The 20,070-nt window shown below is 66.6% G+C and carries 20 protein-coding genes; 17 read left to right on the top strand and 3 right to left on the bottom strand.

Annotated features, from left to right (window positions below; genetic code table 11):
• Positions 1-4: 4 nt before the first annotated feature.
• Positions 5-1,465, bottom strand: coding sequence for an NAD(P)H-hydrate dehydratase (locus tag ACSFA5_RS10915; RefSeq protein WP_435444018.1), 1,461 nt, complete (start codon positions 1,463-1,465; stop codon positions 5-7).
• 37 nt (positions 1,466-1,502) lie between these two features.
• Between ACSFA5_RS10915 and ACSFA5_RS10920 the strand changes: the two genes are divergently transcribed.
• The gene (locus tag ACSFA5_RS10920; protein WP_435444019.1) at positions 1,503-1,931 is read left to right on the top strand and encodes a hypothetical protein; all 429 of its coding nucleotides are present in this window, start codon (positions 1,503-1,505) and stop codon (positions 1,929-1,931) included.
• Here the strand turns inward: ACSFA5_RS10920 and ACSFA5_RS10925 are convergent.
• Together ACSFA5_RS10925 and ACSFA5_RS10930 are read right to left on the bottom strand one after the other, a co-directional pair.
• Positions 1,921-3,174 carry a D-amino acid dehydrogenase gene (locus ACSFA5_RS10925; RefSeq protein WP_435444020.1) on the bottom strand — a complete coding sequence of 418 codons (1,254 nt, stop codon included), beginning with the start codon at positions 3,172-3,174 and terminating at the stop codon, positions 1,921-1,923. The genes ACSFA5_RS10920 and ACSFA5_RS10925 overlap by 11 nt on opposite strands.
• A gap of 53 nt (positions 3,175-3,227) precedes the next feature.
• Positions 3,228-4,553, bottom strand: coding sequence for an amidase (locus ACSFA5_RS10930; RefSeq protein WP_435444021.1), 1,326 nt, complete (start codon positions 4,551-4,553; stop codon positions 3,228-3,230).
• Between the two features lie 211 nt (positions 4,554-4,764).
• Here ACSFA5_RS10930 and rpsB point away from each other — a divergent pair, with 211 nt between their 5' ends.
• From rpsB to ACSFA5_RS11010, 16 genes are all read left to right on the top strand, one after another.
• Positions 4,765-5,517: a 30S ribosomal protein S2 gene (gene rpsB, locus ACSFA5_RS10935; RefSeq protein ID WP_435444022.1), complete on the top strand. Its 753-nt coding sequence runs from the start codon at positions 4,765-4,767 to the stop codon at positions 5,515-5,517.
• 81 nt (positions 5,518-5,598) lie between these two features.
• Positions 5,599-6,522: a translation elongation factor Ts gene (gene tsf / locus ACSFA5_RS10940; RefSeq protein ID WP_435444023.1), complete on the top strand. Its 924-nt coding sequence runs from the start codon at positions 5,599-5,601 to the stop codon at positions 6,520-6,522.
• Between the two features lie 96 nt (positions 6,523-6,618).
• A complete protein-coding gene (gene pyrH / locus ACSFA5_RS10945; protein WP_435435973.1) occupies positions 6,619-7,341 on the top strand; it encodes a UMP kinase in 723 nt (240 codons plus the stop codon).
• 11 nt (positions 7,342-7,352) lie between these two features.
• Complete coding sequence (frr, locus tag ACSFA5_RS10950) at positions 7,353-7,913, top strand: ribosome recycling factor (RefSeq protein ID WP_435444024.1); 561 nt, start codon at positions 7,353-7,355, stop codon at positions 7,911-7,913.
• 8 nt (positions 7,914-7,921) lie between these two features.
• Positions 7,922-8,650, top strand: coding sequence for a polyprenyl diphosphate synthase (gene uppS / locus ACSFA5_RS10955; protein ID WP_435444025.1), 729 nt, complete (start codon positions 7,922-7,924; stop codon positions 8,648-8,650).
• Positions 8,651-8,661: 11 nt separating this feature from the next.
• A complete protein-coding gene (locus tag ACSFA5_RS10960) occupies positions 8,662-9,507 on the top strand; it encodes a phosphatidate cytidylyltransferase (RefSeq protein ID WP_435444026.1) in 846 nt (281 codons plus the stop codon).
• Positions 9,504-10,691 carry a 1-deoxy-D-xylulose-5-phosphate reductoisomerase gene (gene ispC / locus ACSFA5_RS10965; RefSeq protein ID WP_435444027.1) on the top strand — a complete coding sequence of 396 codons (1,188 nt, stop codon included), beginning with the start codon at positions 9,504-9,506 and terminating at the stop codon, positions 10,689-10,691. The genes ACSFA5_RS10960 and ispC overlap by 4 nt, the downstream gene beginning before the upstream one ends.
• Before the next feature lie 24 nt (positions 10,692-10,715).
• On the top strand, positions 10,716-12,089 hold the full coding sequence (rseP, locus tag ACSFA5_RS10970) for an RIP metalloprotease RseP (RefSeq protein ID WP_435444028.1): 1,374 nt from the start codon (positions 10,716-10,718) through the stop codon (positions 12,087-12,089).
• 38 nt (positions 12,090-12,127) lie between these two features.
• Positions 12,128-14,563 carry an outer membrane protein assembly factor BamA gene (bamA, locus tag ACSFA5_RS10975; protein WP_435444029.1) on the top strand — a complete coding sequence of 812 codons (2,436 nt, stop codon included), beginning with the start codon at positions 12,128-12,130 and terminating at the stop codon, positions 14,561-14,563.
• The gene (locus ACSFA5_RS10980; protein WP_435444030.1) at positions 14,564-15,109 is read left to right on the top strand and encodes an OmpH/Skp family outer membrane protein; all 546 of its coding nucleotides are present in this window, start codon (positions 14,564-14,566) and stop codon (positions 15,107-15,109) included.
• Positions 15,110-15,123: 14 nt separating this feature from the next.
• Positions 15,124-16,101: a UDP-3-O-(3-hydroxymyristoyl)glucosamine N-acyltransferase gene (gene lpxD / locus ACSFA5_RS10985; RefSeq protein WP_435444031.1), complete on the top strand. Its 978-nt coding sequence runs from the start codon at positions 15,124-15,126 to the stop codon at positions 16,099-16,101.
• A gap of 23 nt (positions 16,102-16,124) precedes the next feature.
• A complete protein-coding gene (gene fabZ, locus ACSFA5_RS10990; RefSeq protein WP_021007523.1) occupies positions 16,125-16,574 on the top strand; it encodes a 3-hydroxyacyl-ACP dehydratase FabZ in 450 nt (149 codons plus the stop codon).
• A 23-nt stretch (positions 16,575-16,597) separates the two neighbouring features.
• Positions 16,598-17,386, top strand: coding sequence for an acyl-ACP--UDP-N-acetylglucosamine O-acyltransferase (lpxA, locus tag ACSFA5_RS10995; RefSeq protein ID WP_435444032.1), 789 nt, complete (start codon positions 16,598-16,600; stop codon positions 17,384-17,386).
• Positions 17,387-17,396: 10 nt separating this feature from the next.
• Positions 17,397-18,545: a lipid-A-disaccharide synthase gene (lpxB, locus tag ACSFA5_RS11000; RefSeq protein WP_435444097.1), complete on the top strand. Its 1,149-nt coding sequence runs from the start codon at positions 17,397-17,399 to the stop codon at positions 18,543-18,545.
• Positions 18,517-19,242 (top strand): ribonuclease HII, encoded by a 726-nt coding sequence (rnhB, locus tag ACSFA5_RS11005; RefSeq protein WP_435444033.1) that lies wholly within the window; start codon positions 18,517-18,519, stop codon positions 19,240-19,242. The genes lpxB and rnhB overlap by 29 nt, the downstream gene beginning before the upstream one ends.
• 11 nt (positions 19,243-19,253) lie before the next feature.
• Positions 19,254-20,039, top strand: a complete 786-nt coding sequence (locus ACSFA5_RS11010; protein ID WP_435444034.1) for a TrmH family RNA methyltransferase — start codon at positions 19,254-19,256, stop codon at positions 20,037-20,039.
• The last annotated feature ends 31 nt before the right edge of the window (positions 20,040-20,070 follow it).

The following is a 20,070-nucleotide window of genomic DNA, read 5'->3' on the forward strand; positions in this document are numbered from 1 at the left end:
GCCGTCAGACAGGCGCGCGGCGGGCCAGCGTTCCGGCCGTGAGCGGGGCTGCATCGGCCGGCCATGTGTCGGCGATGTGGCCGTGCCGCCAGACGGCCTCGCAGGCCGCGTCGAACGCCGGCCTGCGCATGGCCAGCGCCGCGCCGATCATGCCGGCCAGCACGTCCCCGGTGCCCGCTGTCGCAAGGCGGGCGTTGCCGGTCGTGTTGATGACTGGCGGCGAAGTGCCCGCGGCGGCAATCACGGTGCCCGACCCCTTGAGCACCACCACGACGCCGAAGCGCGCCGTGAGCCGGCGTGCCGCGGCAAGCCTGTCCGCCTGGATGTCCGCGGCGCTGCAGCCCAGCAGCCGAGCGGCCTCCAGCGGATGCGGCGTGATCACGGTGGGCGATCCGCTTTTTCCCCTGGACACCAACTGCGCCTGCAGTGCGTCATCGGAAGCGATGGCATTGAGCGCATCGGCATCGAGCACCAGTGCCGCCGCCGTCGACAGCACGCGCGGCAGCAACTCGCGCACGGCTTCTGCGCCGCCGCAACCGCACACGGCCGTCATGGCCGACAGGTCCAGCGCGTGGGCATCGCGCAGCATCAGTTCGGGTTGCGAGGTGTCGACCGGTGCGGCGCTCGCGTCCAGAAGACCGACAAACACGCGCCCCGCGCCTGCATGCAGGGCTGCGGAGCCGGCCAGCAGTGCCGCCCCGGCCATGCCGGACGCGCCCCCCACCACCGCGACGTCGCCGTAGCTGCCCTTGTGCGAGGCATGGATGCGCTGCTGCGCTTGCGGCATGCCGGCGAGACGGGCTGAAGGGCTGTCCTTGAATGCGCTGCAGCCCAGGTCGTCGAACCATACGGTGCCTGCCGCGTCGCGGCCTTGCGCGGTGAACAGGCCGGGCTTCAGCGTGAGGAATGTGAGGCAGGTGCGGGGTGACCTGGGCGTGCGGTCGGCGCCGGCAGGCAGCGTGCCGGTGTCCGCGTTCAACCCCGAGGGCACGTCGACGCTGAGCACCGGCTGCGCGCCGGCATGCATCGTCGCCAGCCATTCGGCCATCGCACCTTCGGGTGGCCGCGTCGATCCGATGCCGAGCAGGGCGTCGATGGCGAGTTCATGGCTGGAAGGCGGTGCCGAGGCAAAGGTGACGCCCGCATCGCGGGCACGTTGCAGTGATGCCTTGGCGTCCGGCGGCAAGCGGTGTTCATCGCCGAGAAAGGTGACGACCGGGAAGAAGCCCCGATGCCGCAATTGCGCCGCGGCCTCGAAGCCGTCGCCCCCGTTGTTGCCCGGGCCGCACGCCACCCAGATGGTGCGGGCGTGCGGCGCCAGCGCCATCGCAAGCCGTGCCACTGCAAGGCCTGCGCGCTGCATCAGCGCATGGCCGGGCAGGGCGGCGGCAGCGGCCTGCTCGATGCGGCGGGTGGCGGCGATGTCGAGCAGATCGGCAGCTGTGGCGGATGTGATGCGGTGCATCGGGCCATTGTGCGGCCGTGCCTCCTATCATCGAACCATGACGTTCAAGACCCTTGGCTGGCTGCTGGCCCTTCTGCTGGCGTGGTTCGCCGGCTTTGCCGGCACGGCAATGGCACTGACGATGGGCGCGGGCTGGGCGCTGGGCTTGCTGGCCTTTGTTTGGGGCCTGTTCCTGCTCGCCGTGACCTTGCGCCGCGTGCCGTTGCGCGACATCGCCTGGGCCGCGGGCGTGGGCTACGGCTTTGGTGTGATTCGGTGGCTCGACGTGCTTGCCGACGCCGGCTCGGGCGCGACGCGCTGGCTGGTGCTGGGCGCCGACCTGCTGTGTCTCGTGTTCTTCGTGCTGATCGCGCCGGCCATGCTGGCATGGATCGCCGGCAAGTGGATGCCGACGCCCGAGCCCGATCTGCCGGTGGAAACGCCGGCCAGCCCCGAGCGCCTGCGCCAGTGGGGCCCTAGAGACTGAGCCGCTCGACGCCCAGCCCTTCGAGATCGACACCCGGGTCCTGTCCTCCGATCAGGTCGCCCAGCACGCGCGCGCTGCCGCACGACAGCGCCCAGCCGCTGGAGCCGTGCCCCAGGTTGAGCCACACGCCGGGAATGCCGCTGGCGCCCAGCACCGGTGGCCCGTCCGGCAACATCGGCCGCGCGCCTTTCCATTGCTGGACGCCCGATTGCAGCGTGGCCGCACCCGGGAACCAGTCCTGCAGCACCTTGTAGAGCGTCTGGATGGCTGCCGGACTCATGGTGTCCAGCGAGCCGCCGATCTCGGCGCTGCCAGCCACGCGCACGCGCTGGCCCAGTCGCGAGATGGCGACCTTGTAGCGCTCGTCCATCACCGCGCTGCGCGGGGCGTTGAGCGGCTCGCGGATCGGCGCGCTGACCGAGTGGCCGTACACGGGAGTCATCGGGATGCGAAGGCCCAGCGGGCGCAGCAGCGAGGCCGAGGCCAGGCCCGCGCACATCACGACCGCGTCGTAGCGAACCGGGTCGGAGCCGCCGGCCAGCGACAGCGAGGTGGGCGCCGCGCGGCTCAGCGGCGCGATGTCGCAGTTGAAATGAAACTGTGCGCCGAACGCCTCGGCTTCCCACTTGAGCAGCAGCGCGAACTGGCGGCAGTTGGCCACCTCGTCTTCGGGCAGGTAGATGGCGCCTGCCAGCGGGGTGTCGGGGTTGAGCGCCGGCTCGAGCAGGCGTGCCTCGTCGGCGTCGACCTCGCGGAACACGCTGCCGGCCGATCGCAGCACCTCGAGCCCGGGTTGCACCAGCTTTTTCTCGTGCTTGGAGCGAAGCAGCACCAGGTAGCCGTCGCTGCGCTCGTAGCTGAGCTCGCGCGCCTCGGTCACTTCGTGCAGCCGGGTGCGGCTGTAGAAGGCCAGCCGCTGCATGCGGGCGCGGTTGGCCAGGTAGGTCTCGAGCTTGCAGGCCTTCTGCCAGCGCGACATCCAGCCGATGTCGCGCGAACTCAACGGCCAGCGCAGCTTGATGGCGCCGTGCGAGGACAGCAGCGAGCGCAGCACCTTGCCGCGCATGCCGGGCGCGGCCCAGGGTGTGACATACCCCGGTGCGACCACGCCCGCGTTGGCGAAGCTGGCTTCTTCTGCGGCGGCGCCTCGGCGCTCGAACACGGTCACTTCATGGCCGTCGGAAACCAGTTCCCAGGCGGTGGTGACGCCGATGATGCCGGCGCCCACGATCGCGATTTTCATTGAATTTTCTAGATAAAAGAGGCGGCTTACGTCCGTCGAACGGGCGTGTGTAGCTATTGTTTCTGTAGCGCTTGCTCGGCTTGAAGCGCCAACGCGAGCACGGCGTCGTCGTGCAGCGCGGCGTGCCACAGCATCAGGCCGACCGGCAGCTCGCCGGCAGTGTGACAGGGCAGCGAGATGGCGCAGCCGTCGAGCATGTTGACGATCGACGGATTGCGCAGCAGCAGCGCGTTGACGCGGAAGAACTCGTCGTCGCGCTCGGCGCCCGGCGCCACGCTGGCGATGGTCGGCGCGGTGAGGGGAACGGTCGGTGACAGCACGGCGTCGAAGGGCGCCAGCGCGGCCTCGACGCGGGCGATCCAGTCGCGGCGGGCGTTGACGAGGTCGATGTATTCATGGGCCTTCATGGTGGCGCCGCGCAGAATGCGCTGGGCCACGCGGGGGTCGTAGCCGGCGCCGCTGCGCTCCAGCAGCAGGCGGTGCCAGGCATGGGCCTCGGCGGCCGAGAAGCCACCGGTGGCATTGATGGTGGCCAGCTCGGCAAGCTCGGGCAGCGCGATGTCCTGGACATGGGCGCCGGCCGCGCGCAGCGTTTCGAGCGAGCGCTCGAAGGCGCTGGCGACGGCGGGTTCGATGCCGTCGAAAAACACGTTCTTCACCACGGCCAGCCTGTAGGCCGCCAGCGGGGCATTGCCGGCGGTCACGCGGCGCGCCGACAGGATTTCGTGCGCGGTGATGGCGTCGCGCACCGACCGCGTCATGGCGCAGACCGTGTCGAGCGTGGTCGACAGCGGCAGCGTGCCATGGGCGGGGGTGAGGCGCGCCGTGTTCTTGAAGCCGACGATGCCGTTCAGCGCCGCCGGAATGCGGATCGAACCGCCGGTGTCCGAGCCCAGGCCGATGAAGGCCGCGCCGCTGGCCACCGAGACCGCGGCGCCGGAGGAGGACCCGCCGGGAATGCGCGGCGTGACGGCGTCGCTCGCGTTGGCGGGGGTGCCGTGGTGCGGGTTGACGCCGACACCCGAGAAGGCGAATTCGGTCATGTTGGTGCGACCGGTCAGCACGCCGCCCGCTGCGCGCAGCCGGGCCACGGCCAGGGCATCGGCCCTTGCTGCGGGGGCGTGCGCCAGGACCACGGAACCGGCAGGAGTGGGCTGTCCTTCGATGTCGAACAGGTCCTTGGCGGTGAAGGCCAGGCCCGACAACTGGCTTTGCGGGTTCGATTCGGCAGCGCCCTGACGAGCCTCGTCGAACAGCGTGCGGGTGAAGACGTGGACGCAGGCCGGGGACTGGGCGACGCCGATGGCGCGCTCCATTTCGGTGCGTGCATCGGAGCCACCTGCCAGAAGGGTGAGACGGGTGGCGTGGAGGTCGTTCATGGGTGGGGCTGCGGGTGCCGCGGGCGGCTCGGGTTCGGGAAGAAGGGGGCTGTGGGCGTGCTATACTCTTTGGGTTTCGCTGGTCAAGCAACGGCTCCCGTTGCATCCTGTCAAACACATCCGCAAACCGGCCCATTCAAGGTGTTGTGACTCCGTTCAAAAGAGCACAAAACGGGCTGGATTTTAGACCCAACCTTTGGAGTAATTTCTAATGTCTACCACCATGCGCGAAATGCTGGAAGCCGGTGTCCATTTCGGTCACCAAACCCGCTTCTGGAACCCCAAGATGGCTCCGTTCATCTTCGGTCACCGCAACAAGATCCACATCATCAACCTGGAAAAGTCGCTCCCGATGTTCCAGGATGCGATGAAGTACGCCAAGCAGCTCACGGCCAACCGCGGCACGATCCTCATGGTCGGCACGAAGCGCCAGGCCCGTGAAATGGTCGCTTCGGAAGCCCGCCGCGCCGGCGTGCCTTTCGTCGACACCCGCTGGCTCGGCGGCATGCTGACCAACTTCAAGACCGTTAAGACCTCGATCAAGCGTCTGAAGGACATGAAGGCTCAGCAGGAAGCCGGCCTCGACTCGCTGAGCAAGAAGGAGCAACTGACTTTCTCGCGCGAAATCGAGAAGCTCGAAAAGGACATCGGCGGCATCCAGGACATGACCGCGCTGCCCGACGCCATCTTCGTGATCGACGTGGGCTTCCACAAGATCGCCGTGGCCGAAGCCAAGAAGCTCGGCATTCCCCTGATCGGCGTGGTGGACTCCAACCACTCGCCCGAAGGCATCGACTACGTGATTCCCGGTAACGACGACTCGTCGAAGGCCGTTGCGCTGTACGCCCGCGGCATCGCCGACGCCATCATCGAAGGCCGCAACAACGCCGGCGGCGACGTGGTCAAGGCTGTCGCCGAAGGCAACGACGAATTCGTCGAAGTCGAAGAGGGCGCTTCGGCCTGATCGGCACGCTCGCGAGCCTGAAGAAGGGGCTTTGGTGCCCCTTTTTTTTAACCTGATTTTTGGATTTACGGAGATACACAAATGGCTGCAATCACCGCAAGCATGGTCGGCGAACTGCGCGCTAAGACCGACGCGCCCATGATGGAATGCAAGAAGGCCCTGACAGAGGCTGAAGGCAACATGGAAAAGGCCGAAGAGCTGCTGCGCATCAAGCTCGGCAACAAGGCCGGCAAGGCATCGGGCCGCATCACCGCCGAAGGCGTGGTCACGGCGTTCGTCGACGGCGCGGCCGGCGGCATGATCGAAATCAACTGCGAAACCGACTTCGTCACCAAGAACGACAGCTTCCTGGCCCTGGCCAATGCCGCCGCCATGCTGGTCGCCAAGAACAACCCGGCGGATATCGCCGCACTGGGCGCCCTGGCCTATGAGCAGGATGGTTTCGGTCCCACGCTCGAAGATGTGCGCAAGGGCCTGATCGGCAAGATCGGCGAGAACATGAGCTTTCGCCGCTTCAAGCACTTCAACGGCAGCGCCAAGCTGGCTTCGTACCTGCACGGCACGCGCATCGGCGTGATGGTCGAGTTCGAAGGCGACGACGCGTCGGCCAAGGACGTGGCCATGCACATCGCCGCCATGAAGCCGGTCGCCATCCAGGCGTCGGACGTGTCTGCCGAACTCATCGAAAAAGAGCGCGCAGTGGCGGCTGGCAAGGCGGAAGAAGACCGCAAGACGGCCGAAGCCGAAGGCAAGAAGCCGCAGCCGGCCGACATCGTCGCCAAGCGCATCGAAGGCGGCGTGCAGAAGTTCCTCAAGGAAGTCTCCCTGCACAACCAGCCCTTCGTGAAGAACGACAAGCAGACCGTCGAGCAGATGCTCAAGGCTGCCGAAACCTCGATCAAGGGTTTCACCCTGTACGTGGTCGGTGAAGGCATCGAGAAGAAGGTCGACGACTTCGCCGCCGAAGTGGCCGCGCAAGTCGCCGCCGCCAAGGCTGCTGCCTGATCCCGCAGCCACTACAGCGGCGGTGCGCGAACGCGTGCCGCCGCTTTTTCACCGCCACGTTTTACACTCGCCCCCGCCAACTCAAGGAAATTGCCCATGTCTGATCCCCGCCCAGCCCACAAGCGAATCTTGTTGAAGCTGTCGGGAGAGGCACTGATGGGCGATGACGCCTTCGGCATCAACCGCGCCACCATCGTGCGAATGGTCCAGGAAGTGGCCGAAGTCGTGAACATGGGCGTCCAGGTGGCGGTCGTGATCGGCGGCGGCAACATCTTCCGCGGCGTCGCGGGAGGCTCGGTCGGCATGGACCGCGCCACGGCCGACTACATGGGCATGCTGGCCACCGTCATGAATTCGCTGGCCCTTGCCGATGCCATGGACAAGCAGGGCCTGGTGGCACGTGTGATGTCCGCCATCGCCATCGAGCAGGTGGTCGAGCCCTATGTGCGTCCCAAGGCTTTGCAGTACCTCGAAGAGGGCAAGGTCGTGGTGTTCGCCGCCGGCACGGGCAACCCGTTCTTCACGACCGATACCGCGGCAGCGCTGCGCGGTGCCGAAATCGGCGCCGAGCTGGTGCTCAAGGCGACCAAGGTCGACGGCGTGTACACCGCCGACCCCAAGACCAACCCCAATGCAACGCGCTACACCTCGCTCACTTTCGACGAGGCGATTGCGCAGAATCTCGGCATCATGGACGCCACGGCCTTCGCGCTGTGCCGCGACCAGAAGCTGCCGATCAAGGTGTTCTCGATCCTCAAGAACGGTGCGTTCAAGCGCGTCGTGATGGGCGAGGACGAGGGCACGCTGGTGCATGCCTAGGAGTATTTGAGATGACCATTGCAGACATCCGCAGTGCGACCGACCTGAAGATGAATCAGTCGCTCGCCGCCTTCCAGAACAACCTCACGAAGATTCGTACGGGCCGTGCCAACTCGGCGCTGCTCGACTCGATCCACGTGGACTACTACGGCTCGCAGGTTCCGCTGAGCCAGGTGGCCAACGTGTCGGTGCTCGACTCGCGCACCATCAGCGTCCAGCCTTGGGAAAAGGGCATGGGCGCCAAGATCGAGAAGGCCATCCGCGAAAGCGACCTGGGCCTGAACCCCGCGTCGATGGGCGATCTGATCCGCGTGCCGCTGCCCGCCATGAGCGAAGAACGCCGCCGTGAAATGACCAAGCTGGTTCGCAACGAGGGCGAAAGCGCCAAGATCGCAACGCGCAACCTGCGTCGCGACGCGAACGAGTCGGTCAAGAAGCTGGTGAAGGACAAGCTGGCCTCGGAAGACGACCAGAAGCGCGCCGAAGCCGATATCCAGAAGGTCACCGACCGCCATATCTCGGAAATCGACCGTCTGGTGACGGCCAAGGAAGCGGAGATCATGGCCGTTTGAGGCTTGCCATGGCTCCTACGTCGACGCGCATTCCTCACCACGTTGCCATCGTCATGGACGGCAACGGCCGTTGGGCGACGCGGCGGTTTTTGCCACGAGTCGCGGGGCACAAGCAGGGCGTGGAGTCGCTGCGCCGCTGCGTCAAGGCGTGCGCCGACCGAGGCGTGGGCGTGCTCACGGTGTTCGCGTTTTCCTCCGAGAACTGGAACCGTCCCGTCGAGGAAGTCTCCGGACTCATGGAGTTGATGGTTGGTGCACTCGCCCGCGAAGTGCCCCGGCTCAGCACCGACGGCGTGCGGCTGCACTTCGTCGGCGAGCGTTCGGGCCTGTCGCCGAAGATGGTGAAGGGCCTGCTCGACGCCGAGGCGGCCACCGCGCACAACACCCGCATGCAGCTCAACGTGTGCTTCAACTACGGGGGGCGCTGGGACATCGCGAAGGCTGCTGCCCGGCTGGCGGCACAGGGCGAGGCCATCACCGAGCTCAGTCTCGACCGCGCCATGGCGCTGGCGCATGTGCCTGACCCAGACCTGTTCATTCGCACCGGCGGCGAGCAGCGGTTGTCCAACTTTTTGCTCTGGCAAAGCGCCTATGCAGAGCTCTTCTTCAGCGACAAGCTGTGGCCCGAATTCGACGAGGCCGCGCTGGACGAGGCCATTGCCGCGTTCCAGGGGCGCGAGCGTCGCTTCGGTCAGACCTCGGCCCAGGTCTCGGCACCCCATGGCCTGACGGCCTGACAATCCCCCGCATGCTCAAACAACGCATCCTCACAGCGATCGTGCTGCTCGCGATCCTGCTGCCAGCGCTGTTCTACCGAAACCACATCCCCTTCGCCTGCGTCATGCTGGTGCTGATCGGCGCGGGCGCCTGGGAGTGGGGCCGCCTGAACGGCTACGGCCAGCGGCTCTCGGTGTTTCTCGGCATCGAGACGGTGGTGCTGTGCGCGCTGTCGTGGTGGCTGGGCCTGCTGGAGCAGCCGCTCGTCTTGATGTGGACCCTGGCCAGCGCGGCCTGGGTGCTGGGCGGTGCCGCGCTGTTGCGGGTGGCGGTGCCGGGCTGGCCCCGCATTCCGCGCGGCCTGCGTTTGGTGGGCGGCTTGCTGGCGCTCTGGGTGGCCTGGCTGGCCGCGGTGCAGGCCCGCATGATCGGCATCAACTTCCTGTTGTCGATCCTGGTGCTGGTGTGGGTGGCGGACGTGTTCGCCTATTTCGCCGGCCGTGCCTTCGGTCTCAAGTTCACCCGCAACAAGCTCGCTCCCGCGATCAGTCCCGGCAAGAGCTGGGAAGGCGTATGGGGCGGCATGATCGGCGTGGTGGTGCTGGCTGTGGCCTGGGTGTGGGCCGACAAGGCCGCGGGCGCGACCGTGGCCAGCCTGTACACCCGGCTCAATGAGCGTGGCTGGTGGCTGCTGCTGCTCGGCGCGCTGTTCCTCGCGGCGATGAGCGTCGTGGGCGATCTTGTCGAATCCCTCATCAAGCGCAGTGCCGGCGCCAAGGACAGCAGCCGGCTGCTGCCCGGCCACGGCGGTGTCCTTGATCGCGTGGATGCCCTCTTGCCGACCCTTCCCATCGCCATGATGCTGGCCTTCCTGTGAACACTCCCAGACAACGCGTCACGGTGCTCGGTTCGACCGGTTCGGTCGGCGTGAGCACACTCGACGTCATCGCCCGGCACGCCGAGCGCTTCGAGGTGTTCGCCCTTTCTGCGGCCACCAAGGTCGATGAATTGCTGGCGCAATGCGCGCAGTTCTCGCCGCGGTTCGCCGTCATGGCCAGCGCGCCGCATGCCGCCGTGCTGGCTGAAAAAATCAAGCAGAACAGCCTGGACACGGTTGTATTGACTGGACCTGATGCTCTTGAAACGATAGCGTCTCACCAGGATGTCGATGCCGTCATGGCCGCCATCGTCGGCGCCGCGGGCCTCGGTCCCTGCCTGGCCGCTGCGCGTGCCGGCAAGCGGCTGCTGCTGGCCAACAAGGAGGCGCTGGTCGTCGGCGGCGAGCTGTTCATGCGCACGGTGCGCGAGGGCGGTGCCACGCTGCTGCCGATCGACAGCGAGCACTCGGCGATCTTCCAGTCGTTGCCCGAAGACCCGTCCACGTGGGCGCGCCGCATCGACAAGATCATCCTGACCGCCTCGGGCGGACCCTTCCTCACGCGGGCGCCCGGCACGCTGGGCGCGGTCACGCCCGAGCAGGCGTGCGCCCATCCGAACTGGGTGATGGGCCGCAAGATCTCGGTCGACTCGGCCACGATGATGAACAAGGCGCTCGAGGTGATCGAGGCGCGCCACCTGTTCGGCGTGTCGCCGGAGCAGATCGAGGTGGTCATCCATCCGCAGAGCGTGGTGCATTCGATGGTGCAGTTCACCGACGCCTCGGTCATCGCCCAGCTCGGCACGCCCGACATGCGGGTGCCGATCGCGGTCGGGCTGGCCTGGCCGGAGCGCATCGAGAGCGGTGCCGCGCGGCTGGACTTCCGCCAGATGTCGGCGCTGAGCTTCGAAGCGCCCGATGCCGCGCTGTTCCCGGGCCTGAGCCTGGCGTGGCACGCGTTGCGCGCCGCGCCCGGCACCACCGCCGTGCTCAATGCGGCCAATGAGGTGGCCGTGGCAGCCTTCCTGGACCGCCGCCTGCGTTTCGACCGCATTCATGCGGTCAACATGGAAACTTTGGAAGCGGTCTCGCCCTCCAAGCCGGCATCGCTCGCCGACCTGCTGGCGCTCGATGCCAGCGCGCGCGCGGCTGCCAATGCCGCGGCACTGCGCTTCGCGGCCTGACGCTCCCAGAAACCAAGGATTCCGATGCTGCTCACTGTCATAGCCTTTGTGGTCGCACTCGGTGTCCTGATCGCGGTGCACGAATACGGCCACTACCGCGTCGCGGTCGCCTGCGGCGTCAAGGTGGAGCGTTTCTCGGTCGGGTTCGGCAAGGCGCTGTTGCGCTGGCGGCCGAAGCGCCAGCACCCGGGGCAGTCGACCGAATTCGTCATCGGCCTCTTCCCGCTCGGCGGCTACGTGAAGATGCTCGACGAGCGCGAAGGACCTGTGGCGCCCGAAGAGCGTCATCGCGCCTTCAACACCCAGCCCCTGCGCTCGCGCGCGGCCATCGTCGCCGCGGGCCCGATCGCCAACCTGCTGCTGGCGGTGGCGCTCTACACCGCGGTCAACTGGATCGGCGTGCAGGAGCCGGTGGCCAAGCTCGCGCGGCCGGTGGCGGCGTCATTGGCGGAGGCCGCAGGCCTGCGCGGCGGCGAGCACATCACGCAAGCGGGCTTCGACGGCGACCTGTCGCCCGTGCAATCTTTTGAAGACCTGCGCTGGCGCATGACGCGCGGCGCGCTCGACGGTCACGACCTGACGCTCGAAATCGCCGGTGAGGGCGGCGGGCCCGCCCGCCAGGTGGTGCTCCCGCTGAGCCGCATGGAGACCAAGGACGCCGATCCGCAGATGTTCCGCAAGATCGGCGTGCTGGCGCCGCTGACCCGGCCCGAAATCGGTGAAGTGATGGCCGGCAGCGCGGCAGAACGCTCCGGACTGCGCAGCGGCGACGTGGTTCGCACCATCGGCGCCACCGCCATCGTCGACGGACAGCAGTTGCGCGAAGTGATCCGGGCGTCGGTCGACGGCGACCAGCCGCGCATCCAGGCCTGGCAGCTCGAACGCGCGGGTCAGCCGCTCACCATCGACGTGAAGCCCGAAGTGCGGGAAGAGGGCGGCGCGAGGGTCGGGCGCATCGGCGCCTACGTGGGCACGGCGCCTGAAATGGTGATGGTGCGCCAGGGCCCGGTCGACGGCATCTGGCGCGGCGTGGTGCGCACCTGGGAGGTGTCCGCGATGACCGTTCGCATGATGGGCAAGATGGTCATCGGCGAGGCATCGCTCAAGAATCTGAGCGGTCCGCTCACGATCGCGGACTACGCGGGCAAGTCCGCGAGCCTCGGTTTCACGCAGTATCTGGTCTTCCTGGCGCTCATCAGCGTGAGCCTCGGCGTGCTCAATCTCATGCCGCTCCCGGTCCTCGATGGGGGGCACCTGATGTATTATCTTTGGGAGGGCCTGACCGGCAAGAGCGTCTCTGACGCCTGGATGGAACGGCTTCAGCGCGGGGGTGTCGCCCTGCTGCTGGTCATGATGTCGGTTGCACTCTTCAACGACGTCACACGGCTCTTTGGTTAACTTTCTGCCGGCCTTTTCCGCGCCGGCTCAATTCACAGATGAACAAAAACTTCAGTCGCTTTCGCCTGCGTAGCGTTGCCGCGGTGGTTGCCAGCGCGCTCGCGGCCACGGCAGCCTGGGCCGTCGAGCCTTTCACGGTGCGCGATATCCGCGTCGAAGGTCTGCAACGCGTCGAAGCCGGCACGATCTTCGCATCGCTGCCATTGCGCGTGGGTGACACCTACAGCGACGACCGCGGCTCCGCCGCGATCCGTGCACTGTTCGACCTGGGGTTGTTCAAGGATGTGCGCATCGATGTGAACGGCAATGTGCTGGTGGTGATCGTCGAAGAGCGGCCCACCATCGCGGACGTCGACTTCGTCGGCACCAAGGAATTCGACAAGGCCGCGCTGCAGAAGGCGTTGCGCGAAGTTGGCTTGACCGACGGCCGGCCCTACGACAAGGCGCTGGCCGATCGCGCCGAGCAGGAGCTCAAGCGCCAGTACGTGAGCCGCAGCCTCTACAACGCGCAGGTCGTGACCACCGTCACGCCCATCGAGCGCAACCGTGTCAACCTGACCTTCACCGTCACCGAAGGCGAATCGGCGCGCATCCGCGAAGTGCACGTGGTCGGCAACAAGGCGTTCAGCGAGTCGACGTTGCTGAGCCTGTTCGACCAGGACAGCGGCGGCTTCATGAGCTGGTACACGAAGTCGAACCAGTACTCGCGCGCCAAGCTCAACGCCGACCTTGAAACCCTGCGCTCGTACTACATCACGCGCGGCTATCTCGAGTTCCGCATCGATTCGACCCAGGTCGCCATTTCGCCGGACCGCAAGGACCTGACGGTCACCGTCAACATCACCGAAGGCGAGAAGTTCGTGGTGTCGAGCGTCAAGCTCGACGGCAACTACCTCGGCCGTGACGACGAGTTCAAGTCGCTGATCACGATCAAGCCGGGCGAGCCCTACAACGGCGAGCTGGTCACCGAGACCACCAAGGCCTTCAACGACTATTTCGGCACCTTCGGCTATGCGTTCGCACGCGTGCAGGCGCGCCCGGACATCGACCGCGTCAACAACCGCGTGGCGCTCACGCTGCAGGCTGAGCCCGCGCGCCGCGTTTACGTGCGCAAGGTTTCCGTCGGCGGCAACAACAAGACCCGCGACGAAGTCATCCGCCGCGAGTTCCGCCAGTTCGAAGCTTCCTGGTACGACGGCGACAAGATCAAGCTCTCGCGAGACCGCGTCGACCGCCTCGGTTTCTTCACCGAAGTGACCGTCGATACGCAGGAAGTGACCGGTTCGCCCGATCAGGTGGACCTGACCGTCAACGTGGCCGAAAAGCCGACTGGCAGCCTGCAGCTCGGCGCTGGCTATTCGAGCGCCGAGAAGGTCGCGCTGACTTTCGGCATCTCGCAGGAAAACGTGTTCGGCTCGGGCAACTTCCTGGGCGTGCAGGTCAACACCAGCAAATACAACCGCACGCTGTCGGTCACCACCACCGACCCGTATTTCACGCAGGACGGCATCTCCCGCACGATCAGCCTGTATCACACCACCACGCGCCCGTACTCGTCGTCGATCGACGGCGACTACAAGCTGGTGAACCAGGGTGGCTCCATTCGTTTCGGCGTGCCGTTCAGCGAAATCGACACGGTGTTCTTCGGCATCGGTCTGGAGCGTTATGCATTCGACGCGAACAGTTCGACGGCGTTTTCCGGCTTGACCACGCCGCCGTCGTACCTGAACTACTTCCAGTGCAAGAAGGATCCCACCGGCATCCTGGTGATCGGTTGCGACCAGAAGAGCGTCTGGGGCGTGCCACTCAGCATCGGCTGGGGCCGCGACAACCGCGACAGCGCGCTGATCCCGACCACGGGCCGCCTGCAACGCGCCAACCTCGAAGTGGGTGCGGCCGGCGAAATGAAGTACGTCAAGACGAACTACCAGTACCAGCAGTTCTTCGCGATCAACAAGCAGTACACCTTCTCGGTGAACGGCGAAGTCGGCTATGCCAAGGCGCTGGGCGGCAAGGTCTATCCGATCTTCAAGAACTTCTACGCAGGCGGCCTGGGCTCGATTCGTGGTTTCGAGCAGAACTCGCTGGGTCCGCGCGATGTGCCCTTGTTCGGCCAGACCGAAGGCGCAGCGCTCGGCGGCACCAAGAAGGCGATCTTCAATGCCGAACTGAGCACGCCGTTCCCGGGTGCCGGCAACGACCGCACGCTGCGTCTGTACGGATTCTTCGACATCGGCAATGTGTTCGGTTCGCGCTCGGCCGGCCTGACCGACGAGCAATGGAAGGCCGAGAAGAAGCTGCGCGCCTCGGTGGGCCTGGGTGTCAGCTGGATCTCGCCGCTGGGGCCGCTGCGCCTGGCTTATGCATTCCCCGTCTTGTCCCAGAAGGAAGTGACGGATCCCAAGACCGGATTCATCACGATCCCGAAGGATAGAATTCAGCGCCTCCAATTCCAGATCGGAACGTCTTTCTAAATGAAGCATTTGATTCGCGCCGCGGCCGGCGCGTTGTTGATCCCCGCTCTTGTGTTCGCCGCTGCGCCGGCGCAGGCACAGGAAACGTTTCGCATCGGTTTTGTGAACCCGGACCGCGTGCTGCGCGAGGCGCAGCCGGCCAAAGCCGCTCAGGCGAAGCTCGAGGTCGAGTTCCTGAAGCGTGAAAAAGACCTGACCGTTCAGGGCGATGCACTGAAGGCCGCTTCCGAGAAGTTCGAGCGCGAAGCGCCGACTCTGTCGGAAAGCCAGAGAGTCTCCCGCCAGCGCGGTTTGGTCGATCAGGACCGCGACTTCCAGCGCAAGCGCCGAGAGTTCCAGGAAGACCTGAACGCACGCAAGAACGAAGAGCTGCAGCAGGTCTACGAGCGCGCCAACCGCGTGGTGAAGCAGGTGGCCGAAACTGAAAAGTACGACGCGATCCTGCAAGAGGCGATCTACATCAATCCGAAGCACGACATCACCGACAAGGTGATCAAGGCGCTGAACGCGTCGGTCAGCTCTTCCGCGCCTGCAGCCGGCAAGTAGCGCCGGGAGTCGGCGTGTCATTGCAGCTCGGAGCCATCGTCGACGCCCTGGGGGGCGAGCTTCATGGCGATGCAGCGCTGTCCATCGAGCGGCTCGCGCCGCTGCAGAATGCACAGACCGATGCGCTCAGTTTCCTGAGCCATCCCAAATACCAGCAGGAACTCGCGGCCTCCAAAGCCGCCTGCGTGATCGTGTCGCCCGCCATGCGCGAGGCTGCCGAGGCGCGCGGGGCGTTCATCGTGACGCCCGATCCCTATTTCTACTTTGCCCGGTTGACCCAGCTCTGGAAGGCGCATCACGCGCGTCCGGAGACCGATCGGATCCATCCAAGCGCGGTGATCCACGCCGAGGCCCAGGTGGATGCCACCGCGCGCATCGGCGCGCTGTGTGTGGTGGAGCGGGGCGCGCGCATCGGCGCAGGCACCGTGCTGAAGTCGCGCGTGACGGTCAGCGAAGACTGCACCATCGGTGAGCGCTGCCTGCTGCACCCGGGCGTGGTCATCGGCGCGGACGGGTTCGGCCTGGCCCTGCACGCAGGGCAGTGGGTCAAGATCGAGCAGTTGGGCGCGGTGCGCATCGGCAACGATGTCGAGATCGGCGCCAACACCTGCATCGACCGCGGCGCGCTCGACGACACCGTGATCGAAGACGGCGTGAAGCTCGACAACTTGATCCAGATCGGCCACAACGTGCGCGTCGGCAAGAACACCGCCATGGCAGGGTGCGTCGGCGTGGCCGGCAGCGCCGTGATCGGTGCCAACTGCACCTTCGGCGGCGGCGCCATCGTGCTGGGGCACCTGACGGTGGCAGACGGCGTGCACGTGTCCGCCGCCACGACGGTTACCCGTTCGATCCACAAGGCCGGCCAGTACACCGGTATGTTTCCCATCGATGACAATGCGAGCTGGGAAAAAAATGCGGCAACGCTCAAGCAGTTGCACAGCCTGCGCGAACGACTGAAGGCGCTGGAGAAGGCTCCCTCAAAGAAATGACGACGATGCAGGAACAGAACATCATGACGACGACGCTCGATATCCATCAAATCCTCAAGCTGCTGCCTCACCGCTACCCGTTCTTGCTGGTGGACCGCGTGCTCGACATGGAAAAGGGCAAGCGCATCACGGCGCTGAAGAACGTGACGATGAACGAGCCGTTCTTCAACGGCCACTTTCCGCATCGCCCGGTGATGCCTGGCGTGCTGATGCTCGAGGCGATGGCGCAGGCCGCGGCGCTGCTGTCGTTTCATTCGCTGGACATCGTGCCGGACGACAACACGGTCTACTACTTCGCCGCCATCGACGGCGCGCGTTTCAAGCGGCCCGTGGAGCCCGGCGACCAGTTGACGCTCGAAGTCGAGATCGAACGCATGAAGGCGGGCATCTCCAAGTTCAAGGGCCGGGCCCTGGTCGGCAGCGAACTCGCCTGCGAGGCGACGCTGATGTGCGCGATGCGCCAGATCAACTGATCCGGCCGCACTCACCACAAGGCATGACCCAGGTTCATTCGACAGCACTCGTCGACCCGCAGGCCCAACTCGACGCCTCGGTGTCGGTCGGGCCGTATACCGTGATCGGTCCGCGTGTGCGGGTGGGCGCGGGCACCACCATCGGCGCGCATTGCGTGATCGAAGGGCGCACCACCATCGGGTGCGACAACAGGATCTTCCAGTTCTCGTCCCTCGGCGCGGTGCCGCAGGACAAGAAGTACGCCGGCGAGCCGACCGAGCTCGTCATCGGCGACCGCAACGTGATTCGCGAGTTCTGCACCTTCAACCTCGGCGTGCCGGGGGCGGGGGGTGTGACGCGCGTGGGCAACGACAACTGGATCATGGCGTACACGCACATCGCGCACGACTGCCGTGTCGACAACCACACCACGCTGGCCAACAACACCACGCTGGCGGGGCATGTGCACCTGGCCGACTGGGTCACGGTGGGCGGGCTCACCGGCATTCACCAGTTCGTGTCGGTCGGTGCCCATGCCATGGTCGGCTTCGCGAGCGCGGTGTCTCAAGACGTGCCGCCTTTCATGCTGGTCGACGGCAATCCGCTGGCGGTGCGCGGTTTCAACGTCGTGGGCCTGCGCCGGCGCGACTTTTCTGCGCAACGGCTCGCGGCCGTGAAGCAGATGCACCGGCTGCTGTACCGCCAGGGCAAGACGCTGGACGAGGCGCGTGCCGGCATTGCCGCGCTGGCTGCGGAAATGCCGGAAGCGTCCGAAGACGTCGCGCTGATGGACGCCTTTCTCGCCAGTTCGACGCGCGGCATCGCGCGCTGACGTGACAGCGATGCACAAGGACGGGCAGCGGCGTTTCGCGCTGGTCGCAGGCGAAGCTTCCGGCGACCTGCTCGCCGGCCTGTTGCTCGACGGGCTCCAGGCCCGCTGGCCCGGCCTCGAGACCGTCGGCATCGGCGGTCCGCGCATGCTGGCCCATGGCCTGCAGAGCTGGTGGCCGCAGGAGAAACTCGCGGTGCGCGGCTATGTCGAGGTGCTGCGGCACTACGCGGAAATCGCCGGCATTCGCCGCAAGCTCAAGGCGCGGCTGCTGCGCGAATGGGCGGAGCTGTTCATCGGCGTCGATGCGCCCGATTTCAATCTCGATCTTGAAGCCGGCCTGCGCAGCCGCGGCATGAAGACGGTGCATTTCATCTGCCCGTCGATCTGGGCCTGGCGGCCGGAGCGCATCGAGAAGGTCCGGGCTGCGGCCGACCACGTGCTGTGCATCTTCCCGTTCGAGCCGGCGTTGCTGGCGGAGCACGGCGTGGCGGGCAGCTACGTGGGCCACCCGCTGGCCAACGTGATCCCGATGACCCCCGACCGCGCCGGCGCCCGCGCCGCGCTGGGCCTGGCGCCCGACGCGCAGGTCGTCGCCTTGCTGCCTGGCAGCCGCCGCTCGGAAGTGCGCTACCTGGCCGCCCGCTTCTTCGCTGCCGCCGCGCTGATGCACAAGCAGCGTCCCGGCATCCAGTTCGTGGCCCCGGTCCTGCCGGGCCTGCGCGCCGAGGTTGAAGGCCTGCTTCAGGCCAGCGGCATGACCGGCCATGTGACGCTGCTCGACGGCCAGTCGCACGCCGCGCTCGCCGCCTGCGACGCCACCCTGATCGCCAGCGGCACTGCCACGCTCGAGGCGGCGCTGTACAAGCGGCCGATGGTCATCGCCTACAACATGAACGCGCTGTCGTGGCGCCTCATGCAGCGCAAGCAGCTGCAGCCCTGGGTTGGTTTGCCCAACATCCTGTGCCGCGATTTCGTGGTGCCCGAGCTTCTGCAGGAAGCCGCCACGCCCGAGGCGCTGGCCCGGGCCACGCTGGAATGGCTCGATGCGCCGGAAAAAATGCAGGCCCTGCAACACAAATTTTCAGAGCTGCATGTGCAATTGCAGCGCGACACGCCGACACTTTGCGCCGATGCGATCCAGAAAGTTCTTGAAGGCTGAGCAGGCTCCGCTGGTGTGGGACGCACCGGGCTTGATGGCGGGCGTCGACGAGGCGGGCCGCGGGCCGCTGGCCGGCCCCGTGGTCGCGGCCGCGGTCATCCTGGACGACCTGCGCCCGATCCGTGGCCTCGCGGACTCCAAGACACTCACGGCCCTGCAAAGGGAGCGCCTGCACGACCAGATCCTGGCCCAGGCGCTGTGCTGCTCGATCGCGCAGGCCACCGTGGAAGAAATCGATACCCACAACATCCTGCAGGCGACCATGATCGCGATGCGGCGCGCAGTCGAAGGGCTGCGCCTGAAGCCCGTGAAAGTGCTGGTCGACGGCAACCGCCTGCCGACACTGGACGTGCTGGCCGAGGCCATCGTGCGCGGCGACTCCCGGGTCAAGGCGATTTCCGCCGCATCGATCCTGGCGAAGGTGCACCGAGACCGGCTCTGCGAGCAACTGCACGCCGAGTTCCCTCACTACGGCTTTGCCGGCCACAAGGGCTATGGCACGCCGGAGCACCTCGAAGCCTTGCAGCGCCATGGCGCCTGCGTGCACCACCGCAGGTCGTTCAGCCCCGTGGCCGCGGCGCTGGCCCGCACCGGCGGTGTCTTGAACCTGGTGCTTCCGGTGGACGCGATGCAGCCCGCGATGGTCGTCGTCGGTGTTGCCGAGACCGTGCACCTGGACCTGCGCACAGCGCCCTGAACATTCCCCCGATGACCTCCGACACCAGCGCCAGCCACATCAGCTCGCGCGACAACCCGCTGCTCAAGGACCTGCGCAAGCTCGCGCAAGACCCGGGCGCCTACCGCAAGCTGGGCCGGATCTGGCTCGAGGGCGACCACCTTTGCCGGGCGGCGCTGGCGCGCGGCGTGAAGCCGGCCATCGCTGTGTTTTCGGCGTCTTTTTGGCCCAATGCGCCCGTCGAATGGACGAATGGCGCTATCAAAACCGTGGTGGTCGCCGACGATCTGCTGCGCGGTGTCAGCGGACTCGAGTCGCCCGCGCCCATGGGTTTCGTGCTCGACCTGCCGGCCCGTCCCGAACTGATTCCCGACGCCCCCAGCGTCGTGCTCGACCGCCTGCAGGACGCGGGCAACGCGGGCTCCATCCTGCGCAGCGCCGCCGCGTTCGGCTTCACCCAGGTGATTGCGCTGAAGGGCACGGCCGCACTGTGGGCGCCGAAGGTGCTGCGCGCCGGCATGGGCGCCCATTTCGGCCTGCGGCTGATCGAAGGCGTGGACGCCGACGCGCTCGACGCCCTGCGGGTGCCGCTGGTCGCGACCAGCTCGCACCGTGGCGAGTGGCTGCACAAGGCCGAACTGCCGCATCCTTGCGCCTGGTTGATGGGGCATGAAGGGCAGGGCGTGTCGCCCGCGCTGGAGGCGAGGGCCACGCACCACATCCGCATTGCGCAGCCCGGCGGCGAAGAGTCGCTCAACGTGGCTGCTGCCGCCGCGATTTGCCTGCACGCCAGCGGAGCGGCCCTGCAGGCTCAATAGCACACCCAGTCCGAGCTACAATCGGGGGCTT

This window comes from Variovorax monticola (assembly GCF_051216855.1).
In the GTDB taxonomy this organism is placed as follows: Bacteria; Pseudomonadota; Gammaproteobacteria; order Burkholderiales; family Burkholderiaceae_C; genus Variovorax.